This window comes from Herbaspirillum sp. Her3 (assembly GCF_057961275.1).
On sequence record NZ_CM176328.1, the window covers coordinates 121074 to 140514 of the forward strand.

Below are 19441 nucleotides of genomic sequence, written 5' to 3' on the forward strand. Positions count from 1 at the left end.
CAGCAGCGGGTCATGCCAACGGACACCAGGCTTGCCGCCGTCGATGCCGAGAAGACCCGGCTCGACGCTGCCCGCCCGCTGCCTCCTCATACGGTTGCTTCGCTGCGCGAGAAACTGGTCCTGGAGTGGACCTATCACTCCAACGCCATCGAAGGCAATACGCTGACCCTGCGCGAGACCAAGGTGGTGCTGGAAGGCATCACCGTCGGCGGCAAGTCCCTGCGTGAGCACTTCGAAGCCATCAATCACCGCGATGCCATCCTGCTGGTGGAACAGATCGTCGCCGGCAACGAGCCCCTGAGCGAGTCGCACATCAAGGACATCCACAGCCTGGTGCTCAAAGGCATCGATGCTGACGAGGCCGGCCGTTACCGTCGCGAGAATGTGGTGATCGCCGGTGCCAGCACCACGCCGCCGGATTTCCTGCACCTTGACGAACAAATGCGCGCGCTGCTGGACTGGTATCAGCAAGCGGCCAGCCTGCATGCGGTCGAGCGTGCCGCGCAATTGCATACGCGCTTCGTGAAAATCCACCCCTTCGTCGACGGCAACGGCCGCACCGGTCGCCTGCTGTTGAATCTCGATCTGATGAAGTCCGGCTATCCGCCTGCCGTGATCCGCAAGGAAGACCGGCTGGCCTATTACGATGCCCTCGACGAAGCCTGTGTCACCGGCGATCATGCGGCCATCACCGCGCTGGTGGCCGAGAGTGTGCAGCGCTCGCTGCAGTTGTATCTCGATCTGCTGCCTTCAGCCGGATGAGACGCTTCAGCTCAACCGCCTGATCAACCCCAACACCCACTCAAACGTCTTTCCATACGGCGGATGCAAGAGCGTCCCGCCGTTGAAGCGCGCCTGCCGGAACACCGGCTTGCGCTTGCTGAAGGTATCGAATCCCCAGCGCCCGTGGTAGGCGCCCATGCCGCTTTCGCCGACGCCGCCGAAGGGCTGCTCCTCCTGCACCAGATGCCACAGGCAATCATTGATGGTCACACCGCCCGCATGGGTTTGCCGCAGTACCTGTTCGCGGCGCCCCGCGTCCTCGCCGAACCAGTACAGCGCCAGCGGACGCGGTCCCCGGCGTACGTGGGCGATGGCGTCTTCCGGCTCATCGTATTCGAGGATGGGCAGCACCGGCCCGAAGATCTCTTCCTGCATCACCCGCATCGACGAGGTGGCGCCCAGGATCAGCACAGGCGCGAGCTTGCGGCTCTGGCCCAGGTCTTCGCCGGCCGGGTTGACCTCGATCACCTGCGCACCGCCCGCACGCGCTTCTTCCACCAGCGCTTGCAGGCGCGCGCGATGGTGCGGGCTGATGATGGCCGTGTAGTCCGGGTTGCCGTGCAGATGCGGATAGAGCCGCCCCATGGCCTGCGCCAGTTGCTGCGCCACGCCGGCGCCCTGGCCGTGCGGGACCAGCAGGTAATCCGGCGCCACGCAGGTCTGGCCGGCATTGAGCAGCTTGCCGAAGGCGATGCGCTGCAGGGCGCTTTCCAGGCGGCACGATGGATCGAGGATGGCAGGCGACTTGCCGCCCAGCTCCAGTGTCACCGGCGTCAGGTTGGCGGCAGCCAGTTGCGCAACCTGGCGGCCTACCTGGGTCGAACCGGTGAAGAACAGGTGATCGAAGGGCAGGGCGGCAAAGGCCTGTCCGATGGCCGCGTCACCGGTGACCACGGCCATTTCCTCCGGGGCGTAGGTACGCGCGACCAGCCCGGCCAGCAGGGATGAAAGCCGGGGCGTCAGTTCCGAGGGCTTGAGCAGCACCCGGTTGCCCGCCGCCAGGGCTGCCAGCGCTGGGCCCAGCGCCAGTTGCAGCGGATAGTTCCAGGGCGAGATGATGCCCACCACCCCCAGCGGCTGCGCCAGCAGCCGATTGCTGCCGGGCAGGAAGTGCAGGGCCGTGGCGACGCGCTGCGGCCGCATCCAGCGCTGCAAATGCGATTGCGCGTGACGGATTCCGGCGCGCAGAACGAAGAGTTCGGCCATGCGCGTCTCATGATGCGAACGGCCGCCGAAGTCGGCGTCGATGGCTGCGATGAGGGCGGCCTCATGGTCGCCGATGAGCGCCTGCAGGCGCGCCAGACGGTCCATGCGCAGCGCATGGGATGGGTCGCTGTCGGCGGCGAAGGCTTGCCGTTGGGCAGTAAAAAGCTGATGCAATTGTGCAGCGGTGGTGTCGGTCATTGATGCATCCTTGCATGGTCACTGTAGTTTTTTTTCAGGCCGCATGCGCCTGTTCCTGGCTGGCACGGATCAGGTCGGCTGCCTTCTCGGCAATCATGATGGCCGGGGCATTGGTGTTGCCGCTGACCAGCGTGGGCATCACCGAGGCATCGACCACGCGCAGTCCTTGCAGACCATGCACGCGCAGCTGCGCATCGACCACCGCCATCTGGTCCTCGCCCATGCGGCAGGTACCCACGGGATGATAGATGGTGTCGGCGCGGTTGCGGATCATGGCTTCCCATTGCGCATCATCCATGCCGTCGTGTCCACCGAAGAGCTCCCGTCCGCAGTAGCGGCGCAGCGGTTCGGTCATCACGATCTGCCGTGCGATGCGCGCGCCCGCGATCATGGTGGCCAGGTCACGCGGGTCGGAGAGATAGCCCGGATCGATCAGCGGATCGGCCATCGGGTCGGCCGACTGCAGTCCCACGCGGCCACGCGAATGCGGGCGCAGCAGGCACATGTGCAGGGAGAAGCCATAACCGGCATGCAGCTTTCTTGCATGGTCATCCACGATGGCGATGCAAAAATGCAGCTGGATGTCGGGCCGCTCCAGTCCGGTGCGTGTCTTGAGGAAGGCCGCGCCCTCGGCAAAGGGTGTGGCGATCAGGCCCTCGCCATGGCGTTTCCAGGGCAGCAGCTGGCCCAGCAGGCGCAGGCCGCCGATCACGCCCAGGCCAAAATTGTCGGTGTCGCGGGTGGTCCAGCCCTGGGTGAAGTCGAGGTGGTCCTGCAGGTTCTGACCTACGCCGGGCAGGGCGTGGTGCAGGGCGATGCCGTGCGGGAGGATGTCCTCGGGCCGGCCCACGCCTGACAGTTGCAGCAACTGCGGCGAACCGAAGGCGCCCGCCGCCACGATCACTTCGCGCGCGGCGCGCACCTGGAGATCCTGCTGCTGCTGGCGATATGCCACGCCCACGGCGCGCTTGCCCTCGAACAACAGCCGTTGCGCCCGCACCTGGCGCAGCACGGTCAGGTTGGGGCGCTGGCCCATCACCGGGTGCAGGTAGGCGGCGGCTGCCGAGCAGCGCTCGCCGCGATGGGCACGGGTGTGGAATTGCGTGACCTGGTAGAGGCCCACCCCTTCGTTGTCGCCCCGGTTGAAATCCTCGCACAGCGGATAGCCGCGCGCCTGCGCGGCCTCGATGAAAGCGCGCGTGATCGGGCGTGGCCGGTTCTGCTCGGAGACCTGCAGGGGGCCGCTGGCGCCATGCCAGGCATCAGCGCCGCGCACGTTGTTTTCGGCGCGCTTGAAGTAGGGGAGCACCGATTCCCAGTCCCAGCCAGGACAGCCGGCCTCGGCCCAGCCGTCGTAATCCTGGCGCTGGCCACGGATGTAGAGCATGGCATTGATGGCCGAGGAGCCGCCCAGGGCACGCCCCCGTGGCTGGTAGCCGCGCCGGCCGTTCAGGCCCGGCTGGGGCGTGGTCTGCAGGGCCCAGTTGTTGAGCTTGCCATAGCCGGGCAGCATGGCCACCACGGCGGCCGGGGTGCGCACCAGCAGGCTGTCGCCCTGGCCGCCCGCTTCCAGCAGGCAGACCGATACACGCGGATCTTCCGACAGGCGCGCGGCCAGCGTGGCACCCGCCGAGCCGCCACCGACGATGACGTAATCGAACAGCACGGTTGTCTCCCTGTTTTATCGTTGACCGGCTTTCATGAGGCGCCGCCGCCGGGGCCAGGGCGCCGCGTCCGGTGTCTCCCGGACTGGTGTTGCATTATGACCGGCAGGCGCCAACGGTTCAAATTCCCTGCACGAATTGGACAATTGCCTTCACCACAGCGGCTGGCGCGCTGAAATAAAGCCGTGCCCAAGGTAAGATACGCGGTTCTGAGCATTCGATTCGAAAGCAGGTTGTCATGTCCTTACCGATCGCACCGGCCGCCGCCGCGCCGGAAGAAAAACTGGTCTTCGTCAGTTCGTGCAAGTTGCCCATGCCCTGGGCGACCTTCGAACTGCACGCCTTCTACGATGAGGTTTCCGGCAAGGAACACCTGGCCCTGACCCTGGGCGAGGTCGGCAATGGCGAGCCGGTGCTGGGCCGCGTGCATTCCGAGTGCCTGACCGGCGATGCGCTGTTCTCCCAGCGCTGCGACTGCGGCGCCCAGCTGGAAGCGGCCCTGAAGAAGATCGCCAAGGAAGGCCGTGGCGTGCTCTTCTACCTGCGCCAGGAAGGCCGTGGCATTGGCCTGTTGAACAAGATCCGCGCTTATCACCTGCAGGACCAGGGCGCCGATACCGTTGAAGCCAATGAACGCCTTGGTTTCCCGGCCGACATGCGGCGCTACACCATCGTGCTGCCCATGCTGGCGCACCTGAAGATCACCAGCCTGCGCCTGATGACCAACAACCCGCGCAAGGTCAAGGCGCTGGAGGACAGCGGCATCACCGTGACCGAGCGCATCGCGCTCATCGCCAACCATAATCCCTTCAACATCGGCTACCTGGGCACCAAGGCGCGCAAGCTGGGCCACCTGCTGCCGGGCCTGGCCAAGCCCGAGGAAAAGACCGAAAAAGTGCCGCTGGATGCGCACGACAACGAGTGACATCGGCAGCTTGTAAATCCGGGTAAAGATGTCGGTGCCCGGAGCGCCCGGCAGGCAGGACGGACCCACGCGGTCCGTCTTTTTTTTGCCGCGCGGAAGCAGCCTGCTTGATGCATCAGGTAGCATGGCGGCTGGATCGTCCATTCTCATCCCGTCTTTCACCATGAACCCATCCGTACCTGCCGGCGCCGCACCGATTCCCGTTTCCCTGTTGACCGGTTTCCTGGGCAGCGGCAAGACCACGCTGCTGAACCACCTCATCACCCAGCCGGAGATGAAGAACACCCTGGTCATCATCAACGAGTTCGGCGAGATCGGCCTGGATCACCTGCTGGTGGCCCACAGCCAGGAAGAAACCATCGTCGAGATGAGCAGCGGCTGCCTGTGCTGCACCATCCGCGGCGATCTCAAGAAGACCCTGAAGGACATCACCTGGCGCTTCGCCGAAGGTGGCCAGCGCAAGTTCGACCGGGTGGTCATCGAGACCACCGGCCTGGCTTCGCCCACCCCCATCCTGCATACGCTGATGACGGACGCCTTCATCTCGGCGCGCTATCGCCTCGATGGCGTGATCGTCACGGTCGATGCAGTCAATGGCATGTCGACGCTGGATCATCATCCGGAAGCGGTCCAGCAGGCCGCCGTGGCTGATCGCCTGCTGCTGACCAAGACCGACCTGGCCGACCCCGCCACGCTGGCGGCACTGCAGGCGCGCCTGCGCACGCTCAACCCGGGTGCGCGCCAGCTGCAGCCGCAGCTCGGCCAGATCGCCGCCGCCGAACTGCTCGATGCGGGCCTGTTCAAACCGGGCGAGAAGATGCCCGACGTGGCGCGCTGGCTCAACGAGGAAGCCTTCGCCGAGCAGCAGGCTCATGCGCATCACGAACACCATCATCATCACGGCCACGATCATCATGCGCATCATCACCATGACGACCACGCCCACGACGTGAACCGCCATGACGACCACATCCGCGCCTTCTGTTTTACCTTCGACGAGCCCATCGATCCGGTACTCTTCGATGAGTGGCTGAGTCTGCTGGTCGGCTTCAAGGGGCCCAACATCTTGCGCATCAAGGGCATCCTCAACCTCAAGGGCGAAGACAAGCCGACCGTGATCCACGGCGTGCAGCACATCTTCCATCCCACCGCCACGCTGCCGGAATGGCCTTCGGAAGACCGCCGCAGCCGTATCGTCTTCATCACCCGCGATATCGAGCGCGCCACCATCGAGCGCTCCTTCGACGCCTTCATGCAGGCCCAGGCCATCGAACGTGCCGCCCGCGAGCAGCGCGCCGCAGCGCCGCCAGCCTATTGAGTGCAGTCCGGGGAGGAGGTCGCACCATTCTCGTGCGGCAACATACGGACAGGCGGCCTGGGTTTGTCCGATTAAAAATAAATCGGCTTTGTCCGATAACGAGGGATAGTCCGGATTATGATCGGGCTCACCCTAGGGATATAACGATTCGTTTATGCAGCGTGTGATCAACAAGCTGGGAGCAACCTTGTCGGCATCGCTCACGCTGATGCTGGGTTTGTGTGCCACCGTGACGGTCTTCGTCGCCACCAGCCATCTGGAAGAGGATGCCGTCCACCTGGACTTCGAGCGCCGGGCCGGCCTGCGTGCCTTCACCATCCAGCGCGGACTGGAAGAGGCCGTCCAGGTGCAATCGGTGGTCAATCACTTCTACGCCACCGTGGGCGATCCCTCGCGCGAACAGTTCGAGAGCTTTACCCGTCCGCTGCTGGCCCGCTATCCCTATGTGCGCTCCTTCAGCGTGCAGCGCTTCGTCGCGGATGACGACCGGCTGGTGTTCGAAGCCCTGCGCCAGGGCGCCAAGCCGGGTTTCGAAATCACCACGGGCACTGGTGATCTGACCGAGCGCGCCTCGCAGCAGCCCACCTATCTGGTGGTCGACTATGTGGAACCGTTGGCCGGCAATGAAGCGGTGCTGGGCCTGGACGTCTCGCGCAATGCCGCCATCATGAGCGCGCTGGATGCAGCCGTGAGCAGTGGCCGTCCCTGGTCCACCCCGCCGATGCGGCTCACGCATGCCGGCGCTGGCAAGAGCGGCCTGCTGGTGGTGCAGCCAGTCTATCGCGGTGGCGTGCAACCGACCGATATCCAGGCCCGGCGCGCGCTGCTCGTCGGCGATACCTCGGCGGTGCTGGAACTGGACGGACTGGTACAGAAGATCCTCGATGGCGCCGGCCTGATGAGCGATTACGAAATCGGCCTGCGCATCTACGTCGGCCCCCAGGCCGATCCCGGCAACCTGGTCTACCGCCATGACGGCCTGCCCCAGCCGGCCCACTGGCTGGACCAGATCATCCCGCCCGGCAGCTTCTTCCGCCATCCTTCCTCGACCCTCACCAGCTTCGACATCGCCGGCCAGACCTGGCACATGGAGATCAGCATTCCGCCGCGCTCGGTCTTTGCGGACCATTACGGTTCGCTGCTCATCGGGCTGGTCGGCGTGATCGCCTCGCTGCTGGGCGCGGCCTACCTGCGCGCGCTGTCGATGCGCTCGCACCGGGTGCAGCAGCTGGTGGAAGAGAAGACCGCCGAGCTGCGCACCACCAACGCCCTGCTGTCGGACGACATCCGCGCGCGCCGCCTGGCCGAACGCGCGCTGCGCCTGCGCCACCAGGCCATCGAGGCCAGCGCCAACGCCATCCTGATCCTCTCGGCCCAGGCGCCGGACTACGCCATCGAATACGTCAACCCGGCCTTTGCCCGCATCACCGGCTACAGCAGCGGTGAAGCGGTGGGCAAGAGCATCCGCTTCCTGGAGGGCCGCGACAGCGATCCGGAGGGCTTCGAAACCGTGTGGATCGCCATGCGCGAGCTGCGCGAACACAACGTGGTGCTGCGCAACTATCACAAGGATGGTTCGGAGCTGTGGAATGATTTCTACATCGCCCCGGTGCGCGACGAACGCGGTGTGGTGACCCACTTCGTGGCGGCGCTCTACGACATCACCTCGATGAAGCGCTATGAAGCCGAACTGGAATTCCAGGCCAGCCGCGATACCTTGACCGGCCTGATCAACCGCCACATGCTGCGCCATCACCTGGAACAGGCCATCGGCGCGGCCGAGAGGCAGAAGCAGGCGCTCTGGGTGGTGTTCGTGGACCTGGACCGCTTCAAGTTCGTCAATGACACGCTGGGCCACAAGGCCGGCGATACCCTGCTGCGTACCGTAGCCGGCCGCCTGCGCGCGGCCGTGCGCGAAGCCGATACGGTGGCGCGCCTGGGCGGCGACGAATTCATCATGATCCTGCCCGAGCAGGATGAACTGTCACTGGACACCCGCAGCCTGCAACGCATCATGGATGCGGTGGCTGCACCCGTCACGCTGGGCGGGCATACGCTGTTCATGACCTGCAGCATCGGCGTGGCCTGCTATCCCAACGATGGCACCGATGGCGAGACCCTCATCAAGCACGCCGACATCGCCATGTATCGCGGCAAGCAGACCGGGCGCAACAATTTCCAGTTCTATACCCCGGCCATGAACGAGCAGGCGCTGGAACGCCTGCGCATCGAAGGCGACCTGCGCAGTGCGCTCGACCATGGCGAATTCCTGCTGCACTACCAGCCCAAGGTGGACCTGGCCTCCGGCCGCGTGGTCGGCTGCGAGGCGCTGATCCGCTGGCTGCATCCGCAGCTGGGCATGGTCTCGCCGGCGCGCTTCATCGGCCTGGCCGAAGAGACCGGCCTGATCCTGCCCATCGGCGCCTGGGTCCTGCGCACCGCCTGCAGCCAGTGCCGCCAGTGGCAAATGGCCGGGCATGACGAGATCAGCGTGTCGGTCAACCTCTCGGTGGGCCAGTTCCTGCAGAAGGATCTGGTGTCCTCCATTGCCGACGTGCTGGCAGATACCGGCCTGCCCCCGGCCTCGCTGGAAATCGAACTGACCGAAAGTCTGATGATGACCGACGTCGAGCATGCCATCGGCATCATGGCCGGCATGAAGCAGCTGGGCATCCGCTTGTCCATCGATGACTTCGGCACCGGCTATTCGTCGCTGGCCTACCTGAAGCGCTTCCCCATCGACGTGCTCAAGATCGACCGCTCCTTCGTGCGTGACATCACCATCGATGCCGACGATGCGGCCATTACCGCCTCCATCATCTCGCTGGCGCGCCACCTGAAACTGCGCGTCATTGCCGAAGGCGTGGAGACCGACGAGCAGCTGGACTACCTGCGCCACTATGGCTGCGACGAGATCCAGGGTTACCTGTTCAGCCCGCCGGTGCCGGCCGAGAAGTTCGAGCAGATCCTGCGGGAAGAACGGGCGATTTTGTAATAAATTTTCCTGCGCTGTTTCCAAATCGGGCCGCACGGCAATCGCTGTGCGGCCTTGTTCATATTTGGCTCAATGATGCGCAATCCAGGCCAATATCACGGCGATGGTGGGCAGCGACAGGGTGGTGGAAATCAGGATGGCGCGCGACATGGCGGTGACCTCGCGCTGGTACAGTTCGGCCAGCATGAAGGGCCCGGTGCCGATCGGCATGGCCGCCAGCAGCACCGCGCTGTCTGCCCACAGGCGCGGCAGCGGCAGAATCCAGTAGGCCAGCACGGCCGTCACGGCCGGTTGCAGCAGCAGCTTGAAGGCCACCAGCAGCCACACGGGCGCGCCTTCGCCGGCGCGTACCGGCTGCGCCAGGAACAGGCCCAGCGAGACCAGCGCACAAGGGCTGGCCGCACCGCCCAGGATCTTGAAGAGCTGCTGCACGCCAGTGGGAATGCTCACGCCGGTCACGGCCACGAGAACGCCGGCAACCGGCGCGATCATGATGGGATTGCGCAGCAGCGAGCGGCCGACCTTGGCGACCGTCTGCCCCAGGGCGGCCTGGGTGTGCAGGCAGGTTTCCAGCAGCACGATGGCCACCGCAAAGAGCAGGCAGGCCGTCATCACCATGGTGATCACCGCGGGCGGCAGGCCATCGTTGCCGAAGGCCAGGTAGCACAGCGGAATGCCGATGAAGCCAGTATTGCCGTAGGAGCTGCCGAGGCTGTCGATGATGACGTCGGGGGCGGCCGCCTGCTGGCGCCGCCGCAGCCACGCCGTGATCAGGAACACCACCGCCACGCCGGCCCCGAAGACGCCGATGAAACGCAGGTTGGCGAAGTCCTCCGCCTTCAGGCGCGACATGGAATCGAACAGCAGCGCCGGCAAGGCCAGCCAGATCACGAAGCGGTTCAGTTCGCTGGCCGCGCCGGCCGAGAGGATGTTGCGCTTGCGGCAGGCCCAGCCCAGGAAGATCAGCGAAAAGATCGGGAAGACGATATTGAAGATGGCGAGCATGGCGGTGCGCAGCCATGCTGCGGGGGGCGGGTTGATCGGCATTGGGCGTGGGCCAGACTAGGGAGCGTGTCTTCCTTTGTCAAGGCGCAATGCCGCATGAAATGGGCGGCGTAGAATGGCGGCCTTGTCTGATTTATCCACAGGGCTTTTCAAGATGCCTGCACGTCCCCTTCAACTGGCCAGCCCCGAACTGCTGGCCGCCTGGCGCGCCGAGGCCGCCGCGATCACGCGCACACTGCACGCCGTACCCGACTGTCTGCGCGAACAGCACAGCGCCACCGTGCTGGACCTGCATTTCGGCCTGGGCCATGCCTTTTTTGCCACCTGGCATGCCTTTGCCTGCCAGCGCGCAGCGGGGCAGGGTGCAGCGCATCTGCATTACGTCGCCATCCTGCCGCATCCGCCTTGCGCAGACGCTCTTCACGACGATCTGACTTATGCACAGGCCTTGCGCGCAGCCTGGCCACTGCCGTTGCCGGGTACGCATCGCCTGTTGCTCGATGAGGGGCGGGTGACGCTGACCCTCATCTGGGGTGCGGTCGAAGAAGAGCTGGCACGGCTGGAAGCGCCGGTGGACCTGTTCTACCTGCATGCCGATCCGACCCGCTTCGACCCTGCCGCGCCACCCTGGCATGCCCACGCCTGCAAGCGGCTGGCGCGCCTGGCCTGGACGGGCGCGCGGGCGCTGGTGTTCGGGGCGGCCGGGCAAGCGCCGTTGGCGGCGGCGATGCGCCAGGTAGGCTTCCAGGCAGAGGAGCATGCAGGGGCACTGGCCCTGCGCTACGCCCCCACCTGGGCAAGGCCTGCCACCCATGTGGCCGCCAGCGGTACGCCCTTGATGCGCGGTCCGGACCACGCGCGCCATGCCATGGTGATCGGCGCCGGACTGGCCGGTACCGCCGCTGCCGAGCGCCTGACCGCACGCGGCTGGCACGTCGAGCTCATCGATGCCGGACCGGACGTGGCCACGCGGGCCTCGGGCAATCACGGCGGCCTCTTCATGCCGGCGCTGGCGCGCGACGATAGTCCGCTGGCCCGCCTCACGCGGGCCGCCTTCCTGTTCGCGGCGCAGCGCTGGCAGGATCTGGGCGGCGTGGGGTTGAGCGAGGATGCGGCGATCAAGGGCGAATGCTGCGGCATCCTGCAATTCGGCCGCGATGCCAGGCAGGCCTTGTCCTTCGAGCAGGGCGCGCAGCAGTGGCAGTATCCGCCGCGCTATGCGCGCTGGATGCCGGCCGGCGAGACGGCGGCGGTGCTGGGCATGCCGACCATGGGCGGCGGCTATTTCTTCCCCGAAGCGGGCTGGCTCAATCCGCCCTCGGTGTGCCGCCGCCTGCTGGCAGTGGCACGTGCGCAAGGGCAGGTGAACACCCGCTTCAACCGTGCCGTGGCCCGCCTGCAACGCGAGCAGGGACAATGGCAGGCACTGGATGCAGACGGTGACGTGATCGTCCAGGCGCCGCTGGTGATCCTGGCCGCCGGTGCCCAGGCGCGCGCGCTGGCGCAGGCGGCCGGGCTGCCCCTGAATGCGGTGCGCGGGCAGGTCACGCATCTGCCGGCAGCGGGCTTCCCCGACTTGCCGCATGCGCTGTGTGGCGATGGCTACCTGACCCGGCCCTATGCCGGCCAGGTCTGCATGGGCGCCACCTATGACCGTTTCGACGATACCAGCCTGCGTGCCGACAGCCATGCCGACAACCTCGGCCGCCTGCAGCACATGCTGCCGCAGATCGCCGCGCACACGGCCTTGCCGCAGCCGGATGCAAACCTGCCAGGCCGGGTCGGCCAGCGCTGCATTGCGCCGGACCGTCTGCCGCTGGTCGGTGCCTTGCCCGGCGAGCCAGGACTCTACGGCCTGCTGGGCTATGCCTCGCGCGGCCTGATCTGGGCGCCGCTGCTGGCCGAGCTGCTGGCCGCGATGCTGGAGCGCGAGCCTTTGCCGCTGCCGCGCGACCTGGTGACGGCCCTGGACCCGGCCCGCTTTGGCGCGGCCTCAGCGTCCGCGCTCAGCGCACCCAGTGACCCGGAATGAAGACCCAGCCGCCCGGACCGGGCTGCCAGTGGGCCGGCTCGTAGCGGGCATAGTCGCGGCGCATGCGTTCCCAGTGGCCGCCGACCCAGATGTGGCGATGGCCGTTCCAGGCCCAGTAGCCGGGTGCCCAGGCATAGCCATGGCGCGGCGGCGGCACCACTTCATAGCGCGGGGCGGGCGGTGGCGTGCCGATGCGCACGTCCACGCCGACCACCTGGGCCTGTGCGGCGGGGGCGGTGGCGACGGTGGCGCCGAGGGCGCACAGGGTGGTGAGAAGGGCGAAGGTGAGGCGGCTTGTCGTCTTTTTCATGATGGCTCCTGCAAAGTGGTGTGGCGTGGATGCAGCGCAGGCCGAGGGCGCCGCGCTGTGAAACCACTCTAGGAGCCGGGCTTCTTTAAAACTGTAATGTTGTGTTTCCAGCTGTATCAGGGCGTTCCGTTACGCCGCGTGCCAGGCCCGGAAGGAGTGCCGTGCCGGGGATTCAGGTAACAAATGACGGCAGACCGATACATGCCGGGCGCTTACATCCTGCGCGCCGGGCGCACGTAGCGCTGTTCCACCACGCGGCTTCCCCATTGCTCGCCGGGTGATTCCTCGGCCAGGGTGAAGCCCGCTGCCAGATAGAGATGGCGCGCCGCATCCAGGCCCTGGAAAGTCCACAGATAGCATGCGAGACGATGCGTATCGACGAAGGCCATGGCCTCTTCCAACAGGCGCCGGCCGACGCCGCCGCCGCGCAGGCTGTCATCCACGATGAACCAGCGCAGGTGCGCCATCCGGTGCCGGAGATCGCCATCGATGACGATGGAAGCCAGGCAGCGTCCGTGCTCGACGTGGGTCCAGATCTGCTTGCCGGGTTGCGGCAGCGCTTCCACGAAGCGGCCCAGCTCACTGGCCACCTTGTGCTCGAAGAACGCCCCGAAGCCGGCCACCCCGGCGTAGTGACGCGCATGCAGGCTGGCGATGTCGCCGATGCAGCCGGGCTGGTAGCCGGTGCTCAACGGCACCGTGGCGGCGCGGGCCGCTCGTGCGGCGGCGTTGGGATTGTCGCGCGACAGTGCCTCCGAATACAGCGCCAGCGCGCGCACCAGGCCCTGCTGGTCTTCCGGCAGGATGCGCCGCAAGGCGCCGGAGACCTGATCGGTGGCGAACTTGTCGATCTTCTTGCGCAAGGCCTGCCCGGCCTCGGTGAGCGCCAGGCTGAAGGCGCGTCCATCCTCCGGCACCGGGCTGCGCCGCACCAGCCCCAGCGCTTCCAGCTTGGCCAGCTGGCGGCTGGTGTTGGACTTGTCCAGGTACAGCAGCTCGCCCAGCTCACGCGCCTGCAGTCCGGGCCGCAGCCCGATCTCGATGATGGCATGTACCGCCGAGGGCGCCAGGTCGCTGCCAGCCAGGGTGCTGCGCATGAAACCCAGCTCGCGCACCAGCTTGCGCGAAAGCTCGCGCAGCTGGCGGATGGTCTGGTCACGCGGGGGAGAGTGCAGGCCATCGTAGTCCATGGCGAGATCCTGTAATGGTTGCGAAATGCAATCAATAGTGCGCCATATGATTGCGTTATGCAACTTGTCTGACCGGCCCGGCTGCCACCGCTGTCTCGCCTACGCAACTGGCCGGGGCCGCCTGGCGGTTGGGAGCGCCTGCCCGGCTGGAGTAGAATGTCGCCTTTCGCGCAGCCTTGCGCCGTGATCCCACCGGCCACCGTGGCCTGCGCCACCTCCTGCATCCCCAGTCTTGTTGAAAGTCCCCGCACATGTTGCGCATCTCTGAACTGACCCTTCCGTTGAGCCATACGGAAGACGAACTGAACGCCGCCATCCTCGACCGCCTGGGCATCACGGCCGATGAGCTGGTGTCCTTCACGCTGTTTCGCCGCAGCTACGATGCCCGCAAGAAGACGGCCATCACCCTGAACTACACCATCGACGCCGAGGTGAAGGACGAGGCTGCCGTCCTGGCGCGCCATGCGAAGTCCACCAAGGTCGGCCCCACGCCCGACACTTCCTACCATTACGTCACCCGCGCCCCGGCTGCGCTGAAGCAGCGCCCGGTGGTGATCGGCTTCGGTCCCTGCGGTCTGTTTGCGGCGCTGATCCTGGCCGAGATGGGCTTCAACCCGCTCATCCTGGAACGCGGCAAGACGGTCCGCGAGCGCACCAAGGACACCTGGGGCCTGTGGCGCCAGCGCGAACTCAAGCCCGAATCGAACGTGCAATTCGGCGAGGGCGGGGCCGGTACCTTCTCCGACGGCAAGCTCTACAGCCAGGTCAAGGATCCCAAGCATTACGGCCGCAAGGTGCTGGCCGAATTCGTGGCCGCCGATGCGCCGCCCGAGATCATGTACGTCAGCAAGCCCCACATCGGTACCTTCCGCCTGGTCAAGATGATCCAGCTGATGCGCGAGAAGATCGAGAAGCTGGGCGGCGAATTCCGCTTCGAGCAGCGCGTCGAGGACGTGCTCATCGAAGACGGCAGGATCCGTGGCCTGACCCTGGCCAACGGCGAGCAGATCGAGACCGACCACGTGGTGCTGGCCATCGGCCACAGCGCCCGCGACACCTTCGAGATGCTCTACGAGCGCGGTGTCTACATCGAGGCCAAGCCGTTCTCCATCGGTTTCCGCGCCGAGCACCCGCAGTCGCTGATCGACAAGTGCCGCTTCGGCCCCGGCGCGGGCCATCCCATCCTGGGCGCGGCCGACTACAAGCTGGTGCACCACGCCTCCAATGGCCGCTCGGTCTACAGCTTCTGCATGTGCCCCGGCGGCACCGTGGTGGCGGCGACTTCCGAGCCGGGCCGGGTGGTCACCAATGGCATGAGCCAGTATTCTCGCAACGAGCGCAATGCCAACAGCGGCATCGTGGTCGGTATCTCGCCGGCCGATTATCCGGGCCATCCGCTGGCCGGCATTGCCTTCCAGCGCGAGTGGGAGAGCCGCGCCTATGAACTGGGCGGCGGCAACTACAATGCGCCCGGACAACTGGTGGGCGACTTCATCGCCAATCGTCCGTCCACCCAGCTGGGCAGCGTTGAGCCATCCTACAAGCCGGGTGTGACGCTGGGCGACCTCAATCCTTCCCTGCCCAAGTACGCCATCGATGCCATCCGCGAAGCACTGCCCGCCTTCGAGAAGCAGATCCGTGGCTATTCCATGCACGACGCCGTGCTGACCGGCATCGAGACGCGCACGTCCTCGCCGATCCGCATCAAGCGCGATGACCACACCCTGCAGAGCCTCAACACCAGGGGTTTGTATCCCGCTGGCGAGGGCGCCGGTTATGCGGGCGGCATCATGTCGGCCGCCATCGACGGCATCCGCGTGGCCGAGGCGCTGGCGCTGGATATCGTGGCGCAGTCCTGATGCGCTGATCCGCGCTTCGGATCACCCAATGCAAAACGCCGCTCCGGTTGCCCGGGGCGGCGTTTTGCTTTTACGGCCGAAAGTGAAGATTACTTCTTGGCGCGGGTCGAAGCGACGGTTTTTTCAGCCACAGTGGTGAACTGTTTGGTCGCGTTGGCCAGGTTGGCTTCCAGGGTTTCCACGGCTTGCTTGGAATTCTTGGACAGTTGCTCGTAGGCAGCGTTGGCGTTGGTCAGGGTGGCCTTCAGGATGGAGACGGCTTGCTCCGAGCCCGGGGGCGCATTCTTGCTGATCTCGTCGATCAGGGCCGACAGCTTGCGGCTGGTTTCGGAAATCTGGGCTTCGGCAGCCTTGGTGAATTCAGCCTGGGTGGCCGACACGATACCGGCCAGGTGACGGCTGTAGGCGGTGGCCTTTTCAGCGCCCGGCTGGGCCTGGGCGGCCGCCAGCGACAGCAGTTCCTGCGGGTCCTTGGCAGCGGCCAGCTGCTTGGCGGCCGCGGTGGCTTCTTCCAGGGTGGCCTTGGTGGCCGACAGGTTCAGCTCAACGATCTTTTCCACGCCTTCGAAGGCCTTGGCGGTCAGGTTGTTGATGAGGTCCAGATGGGCTTGCAGGTTGGCCTTGGTAGCGGCGGAAAACTGATCTTGGTACGAAAACATGTTCATCTCCTAGGTGATATGACAAATGAGCTTGCCGACGAGCGTGACGATCAAAACAATCGGCGTTCGAGCGCGGCTTTCGACCAGAATCAGCTGACAATCTTGATTTTGTGCGCCGCAACAATTTCTATTTTATGCACTTCTTTGGTGAAATCAAGTGCTATTTGTGCATCGCACAAAATATTTACACTGCCGTGGAAATTATGCGACGCCGTATCCCGTGTGGCTTTGCGGGCGATCAAGCCGAACGTTCGGTTGTTTTTTCCGGGCGGACGTGGGTTTCGCCGCTGGGCAGGTCGTGCACCACGATGCCGGTGTCGCTCTCGGCAAAGGGGCAGCCCTTGCCCAGGGCGATGCCGCGCAGTCCGTCCTGGTAGCCCTGTTCCCAGCGCCACATCACCGAACCCCTGGCGAAATTGACGTCCTTGGAGGCCATGTGCCAGTCGCGTCCGGCGTAGGCCAGGCGCACGATGTGGATGGTGCTGTCGGCGCCCAGCTCGGCCATCATCTGGCGATCCTGCTGGGTCAGCAGTTCGGCCGGCAGGCGCTTGTAGAGCGCATGGGCGGCGCGGCGCAGGCGGTATTGCTGCAGATAGGCATCGATATGGCGCTGCGAGCGCGAGGCGAAGGTGACATCCTTCTCGCGCGTCTGCACCTCTTCCAACGTGCGCGGTTCGGGCCCGTCGGCGTGCCACAGGTCCACCATCATGCACAGCAGGTTGGTACGGGGTTCGTCGTTCAACACGGCTTCCAGCGGCGTGTTGGAGTACAGCCCGCCATCCCAGTACAGCTCGCCCTCGATGCGTACCGGCGCAAAGCCGGGCGGCAGGGCGCCGCTGGCCATGACGTGTTCGGGGCCCAGCGGCTGCTGGCGCGAATCAAAATTGACCAGCGTGCCACAGGTGACCTTGACTGCCGAGACCGTCATGCGGATGCCCGAGGGCCCGTTGAGGTAATCGAAGTCCACCAGGCGCGCGAGCGTCTCGCCCAGTTCGGCGGTGCTGTAGAAGCTGGCCTCGTCGGGTGGCACCGGCAGGCCCAGCGCGAACGGATTGAGCGGACGCGGACGGAAGAAGCCGGCGGTGCCGCGCAGAAAGGTGTCGAGCGTGGTCAGTCGCGTGGCCCAGGGGCGCAGCGTGTCCGGTACCTGGCGCAGGTCGAACAGGTCGGGATGGGCCACCGTCTCCCAGAATTCGCGCAGGCGTGCAATGCGGGTCTCGCGCGGGTTGCCGGCGATCAAGGCGGCATTGATGGCGCCGATGGAGGTGCCGACCACCCAGTCCGGGGTCAGGTCGTTCTCGTGCAGGGCCTGGTAGACCCCGGCCTGGTAGGCCCCCAGCGCACCGCCACCCTGCAGCACCAGCGCCACGCGCGGCTTGTCGGTGACGGTAGCGGCAGCGGCCTTGCGGCGGGAGGCGGGCGGCGTCTGGTCCTGGTCCTTGCGCATCGTTCTTCCTTTCAGGTGATACCGGACTGATCCGGCAACAGCGGGAACGTTCAGAAGGAGTCTAGGATAACGCGCTTACAGCAAGGTGACGGTGACTGTACTCAGGCGTACGGAAAACCGCCGTTCAACTTGCCAGCCAGGCCTCGATCAGCTGGCGTGCCTGGGCATCGATCTGTTCCAGGTCCACTTCGTGGCGGCGATGGAAGATCATCATCGCGTACAGGCCCGCCAGGGCATTGACTTCCGGGGACAGTGCGCACTCCTCTCCGCTGGCCGGGCGCTGCTGGCGCCAGTAATTGATTGCATCTTCGAGTTCGGTGAGGGTGAGCATGGCGGTGTTTCTTGATAAAGACGTAAGGTAAAACGTCGGCGCATTCTAACCCATTTCAAGTGCCGATACTGGCTGAAAACACAGTATGGCCGGGCTTGCCGGGGCTTCATGCAGTTTCTGCATAAGGTTCTGCAGCTTGTGCAGCATGCAAAAAACAAGCAAGCACATGCGCAATGCTTCGTTCGGAATCCCTCTCAGCTTTGCTCTAATGAGACCCCTCGCGCGCGCCCTTCGGCGCTGCCCGCACTATCCCCTCAGGAGTGGTCCATGTCCGCGCACATCCTCGAATCGGCCCGCCGTCCAGGCTTGCGCCCGGCCCAGCGCATCAATAGCGAAGCGCAGGCACTGCAGGTGGCCACCGAACTGGCGGCCGAGTTCGCACAAAGCGCCGCGCTGCGCGACCGTGAGCGCATCCTTCCGTTTGACCAGATCGAACGCTTTTCGCAAAGCGGCTTGTGGGCCATCACGGTGCCTCGCTCCCATGGTGGTATCGGCGCCTCGTGGCAGACGGTGGCCGAAGTATTTCGGATCATCTCCGCCGCCGATCCTTCCATCGGCCAGATTCCGCAGAACCACTTCGGCAATCTCAACCTGATCGCCAACCTGGCCAGTGAAGCGCAGCAGCGCTTCTTCTTCGCCGAAGTGCTGGACGGCGCTCGCCTGGGCAATGCCGGCCCCGAGCGCAACGGCAAGAACGTGCTCGACGTGCGCACCCGCGCCACACGTGATACCGCAGCCGACGACGGCAGCTACCTGCTCAATGGCACGCGCTTCTATTCCACCGGGGCGCTGTATGCGCACTGGATTCCCAGCCGCGCCATCGATGAGGCGGGCCAGCCGCTGGTGGTCTACAGCCGCCACGATGCGCCGGGCGTGCGCGTGATCGATGACTGGTCCAGCTTCGGCCAGCGCACCACGGCCAGCGGCACGGTGGTGTTCGAGAACGTACGCGTGCCTGTCGCGCAGGTGCTGCCCTTGAAGGACGCGCTGCAACAGCCCAACAACATCGGCCCGGTCTCGCAGCTGATCCAGGCTGCCATCGATGCCGGCATTGCCCATGCGGCCGTGCAGGACACCATCGCCTTCGTTACTACCCGTTCGCGTCCGTATGTAGATAGCGGACTGGAACGCGCCAGCGACGATCCCTACATCCTGCGCGACGTCGGCAACCTGAGCCTGCGCCTGCACGCTGCCGAAGCCCTGCTGGAAGACGCTGCCGCGCTGCTCGACAGCCTGCCCGCGCAGATCAGCTTCGAGCAGATGGCACAAGCCTCGGTGGCCGTGGCCGAAGCCAAGGTGCTGTCCACCGAAGTGGCCTTGCTGGCGTCGGAAAAACTGTTCGAACTCTCTGGCTCGGCCGCCACCCTGGCCAGCCACAACCTCGACCGCCACTGGCGCAATGCGCGTGTGCACACGCTGCATGATCCGGTGCGCTGGAAATATTTTGCGGTCGGCAACTACGCCCTCAACGGCACGCCACCGCCGCGCCATTCCTGGAGCTGATGCCGGTGCCTTCCCT

16 protein-coding genes are annotated in these 19441 nt (G+C 65.6%); 7 read left to right on the top strand and 9 right to left on the bottom strand.

Features of this window, described 5'->3' with window-relative positions:
* The first annotated feature begins 12 nt into the window (after nucleotides 1–12).
* Entirely contained in the window at nucleotides 13–762 is a 750-nt protein-coding gene (locus ACVC5H_RS00535) for a Fic family protein (RefSeq protein ID WP_489620491.1), read from the top strand.
* 6 nt (nucleotides 763–768) lie between these two features.
* On the opposite strand, the gene ACVC5H_RS00540 is transcribed toward ACVC5H_RS00535, so the two are convergent.
* A complete protein-coding gene (locus ACVC5H_RS00540) occupies nucleotides 769–2187 on the bottom strand; it encodes a coniferyl aldehyde dehydrogenase (protein WP_489620492.1) in 1419 nt (472 codons plus the stop codon).
* Between the two features lie 34 nt (nucleotides 2188–2221).
* Entirely contained in the window at nucleotides 2222–3853 is a 1632-nt protein-coding gene (locus ACVC5H_RS00545; protein ID WP_489620493.1) for a GMC family oxidoreductase, read from the bottom strand.
* A 236-nt stretch (nucleotides 3854–4089) separates the two neighbouring features.
* On the opposite strand from ACVC5H_RS00545, the gene ribA reads away from it, so the two are divergent.
* The 3 genes from ribA to ACVC5H_RS00560 all read left to right on the top strand — a co-directional run bounded on the left by ribA (nucleotide 4090) and on the right by ACVC5H_RS00560 (nucleotide 9089).
* Nucleotides 4090–4776: a GTP cyclohydrolase II gene (gene ribA / locus ACVC5H_RS00550; protein WP_489620494.1), complete on the top strand. Its 687-nt coding sequence runs from the start codon at nucleotides 4090–4092 to the stop codon at nucleotides 4774–4776.
* A gap of 163 nt (nucleotides 4777–4939) precedes the next feature.
* A complete protein-coding gene (locus tag ACVC5H_RS00555) occupies nucleotides 4940–6094 on the top strand; it encodes a CobW family GTP-binding protein (RefSeq protein ID WP_489620495.1) in 1155 nt (384 codons plus the stop codon).
* A 154-nt stretch (nucleotides 6095–6248) separates the two neighbouring features.
* A complete protein-coding gene (locus tag ACVC5H_RS00560; RefSeq protein ID WP_489620496.1) occupies nucleotides 6249–9089 on the top strand; it encodes a bifunctional diguanylate cyclase/phosphodiesterase in 2841 nt (946 codons plus the stop codon).
* A gap of 69 nt (nucleotides 9090–9158) precedes the next feature.
* On the opposite strand, the gene ACVC5H_RS00565 is transcribed toward ACVC5H_RS00560, so the two are convergent.
* Nucleotides 9159–10094, bottom strand: coding sequence for an AEC family transporter (locus tag ACVC5H_RS00565; RefSeq protein ID WP_489622759.1), 936 nt, complete (start codon nucleotides 10092–10094; stop codon nucleotides 9159–9161).
* Between the two features lie 154 nt (nucleotides 10095–10248).
* On the opposite strand from ACVC5H_RS00565, the gene mnmC1 reads away from it, so the two are divergent.
* Nucleotides 10249–12126 (top strand): FAD-dependent 5-carboxymethylaminomethyl-2-thiouridine(34) oxidoreductase MnmC1, encoded by a 1878-nt coding sequence (gene mnmC1 / locus ACVC5H_RS00570; RefSeq protein WP_489620497.1) that lies wholly within the window; start codon nucleotides 10249–10251, stop codon nucleotides 12124–12126.
* Here the strand turns inward: mnmC1 and ACVC5H_RS00575 are convergent.
* Nucleotides 12101–12436: a YXWGXW repeat-containing protein gene (locus tag ACVC5H_RS00575; protein WP_489620498.1), complete on the bottom strand. Its 336-nt coding sequence runs from the start codon at nucleotides 12434–12436 to the stop codon at nucleotides 12101–12103. The genes mnmC1 and ACVC5H_RS00575 overlap by 26 nt on opposite strands.
* A gap of 212 nt (nucleotides 12437–12648) precedes the next feature.
* Nucleotides 12649–13626, bottom strand: a complete 978-nt coding sequence (locus tag ACVC5H_RS00580) for a bifunctional helix-turn-helix transcriptional regulator/GNAT family N-acetyltransferase (protein ID WP_489620499.1) — start codon at nucleotides 13624–13626, stop codon at nucleotides 12649–12651.
* A gap of 251 nt (nucleotides 13627–13877) precedes the next feature.
* Here ACVC5H_RS00580 and ACVC5H_RS00585 point away from each other — a divergent pair, with 251 nt between their 5' ends.
* Nucleotides 13878–15485, top strand: coding sequence for an NAD(P)/FAD-dependent oxidoreductase (locus tag ACVC5H_RS00585; protein WP_489620500.1), 1608 nt, complete (start codon nucleotides 13878–13880; stop codon nucleotides 15483–15485).
* An 89-nt stretch (nucleotides 15486–15574) separates the two neighbouring features.
* Here ACVC5H_RS00585 and phaP read toward each other — a convergent pair whose 3' ends face one another.
* From phaP to ACVC5H_RS00605, 4 genes are all read right to left on the bottom strand, one after another.
* On the bottom strand, nucleotides 15575–16144 hold the full coding sequence (gene phaP, locus ACVC5H_RS00590; RefSeq protein ID WP_489620501.1) for a TIGR01841 family phasin: 570 nt from the start codon (nucleotides 16142–16144) through the stop codon (nucleotides 15575–15577).
* An 89-nt stretch (nucleotides 16145–16233) separates the two neighbouring features.
* Nucleotides 16234–16386, bottom strand: a complete 153-nt coding sequence (locus tag ACVC5H_RS00595) for a hypothetical protein (RefSeq protein ID WP_489620502.1) — start codon at nucleotides 16384–16386, stop codon at nucleotides 16234–16236.
* Entirely contained in the window at nucleotides 16383–17591 is a 1209-nt protein-coding gene (locus ACVC5H_RS00600; RefSeq protein WP_489620503.1) for a patatin-like phospholipase family protein, read from the bottom strand. Before ACVC5H_RS00600 ends, ACVC5H_RS00595 begins: the two co-directional genes overlap by 4 nt.
* A gap of 124 nt (nucleotides 17592–17715) precedes the next feature.
* Complete coding sequence (locus tag ACVC5H_RS00605) at nucleotides 17716–17922, bottom strand: DUF3717 domain-containing protein (protein ID WP_008333821.1); 207 nt, start codon at nucleotides 17920–17922, stop codon at nucleotides 17716–17718.
* A 267-nt stretch (nucleotides 17923–18189) separates the two neighbouring features.
* Between ACVC5H_RS00605 and ACVC5H_RS00610 the strand changes: the two genes are divergently transcribed.
* Nucleotides 18190–19425, top strand: coding sequence for an SfnB family sulfur acquisition oxidoreductase (locus ACVC5H_RS00610; protein WP_489620504.1), 1236 nt, complete (start codon nucleotides 18190–18192; stop codon nucleotides 19423–19425).
* Nucleotides 19426–19441 lie beyond the last annotated feature (16 nt).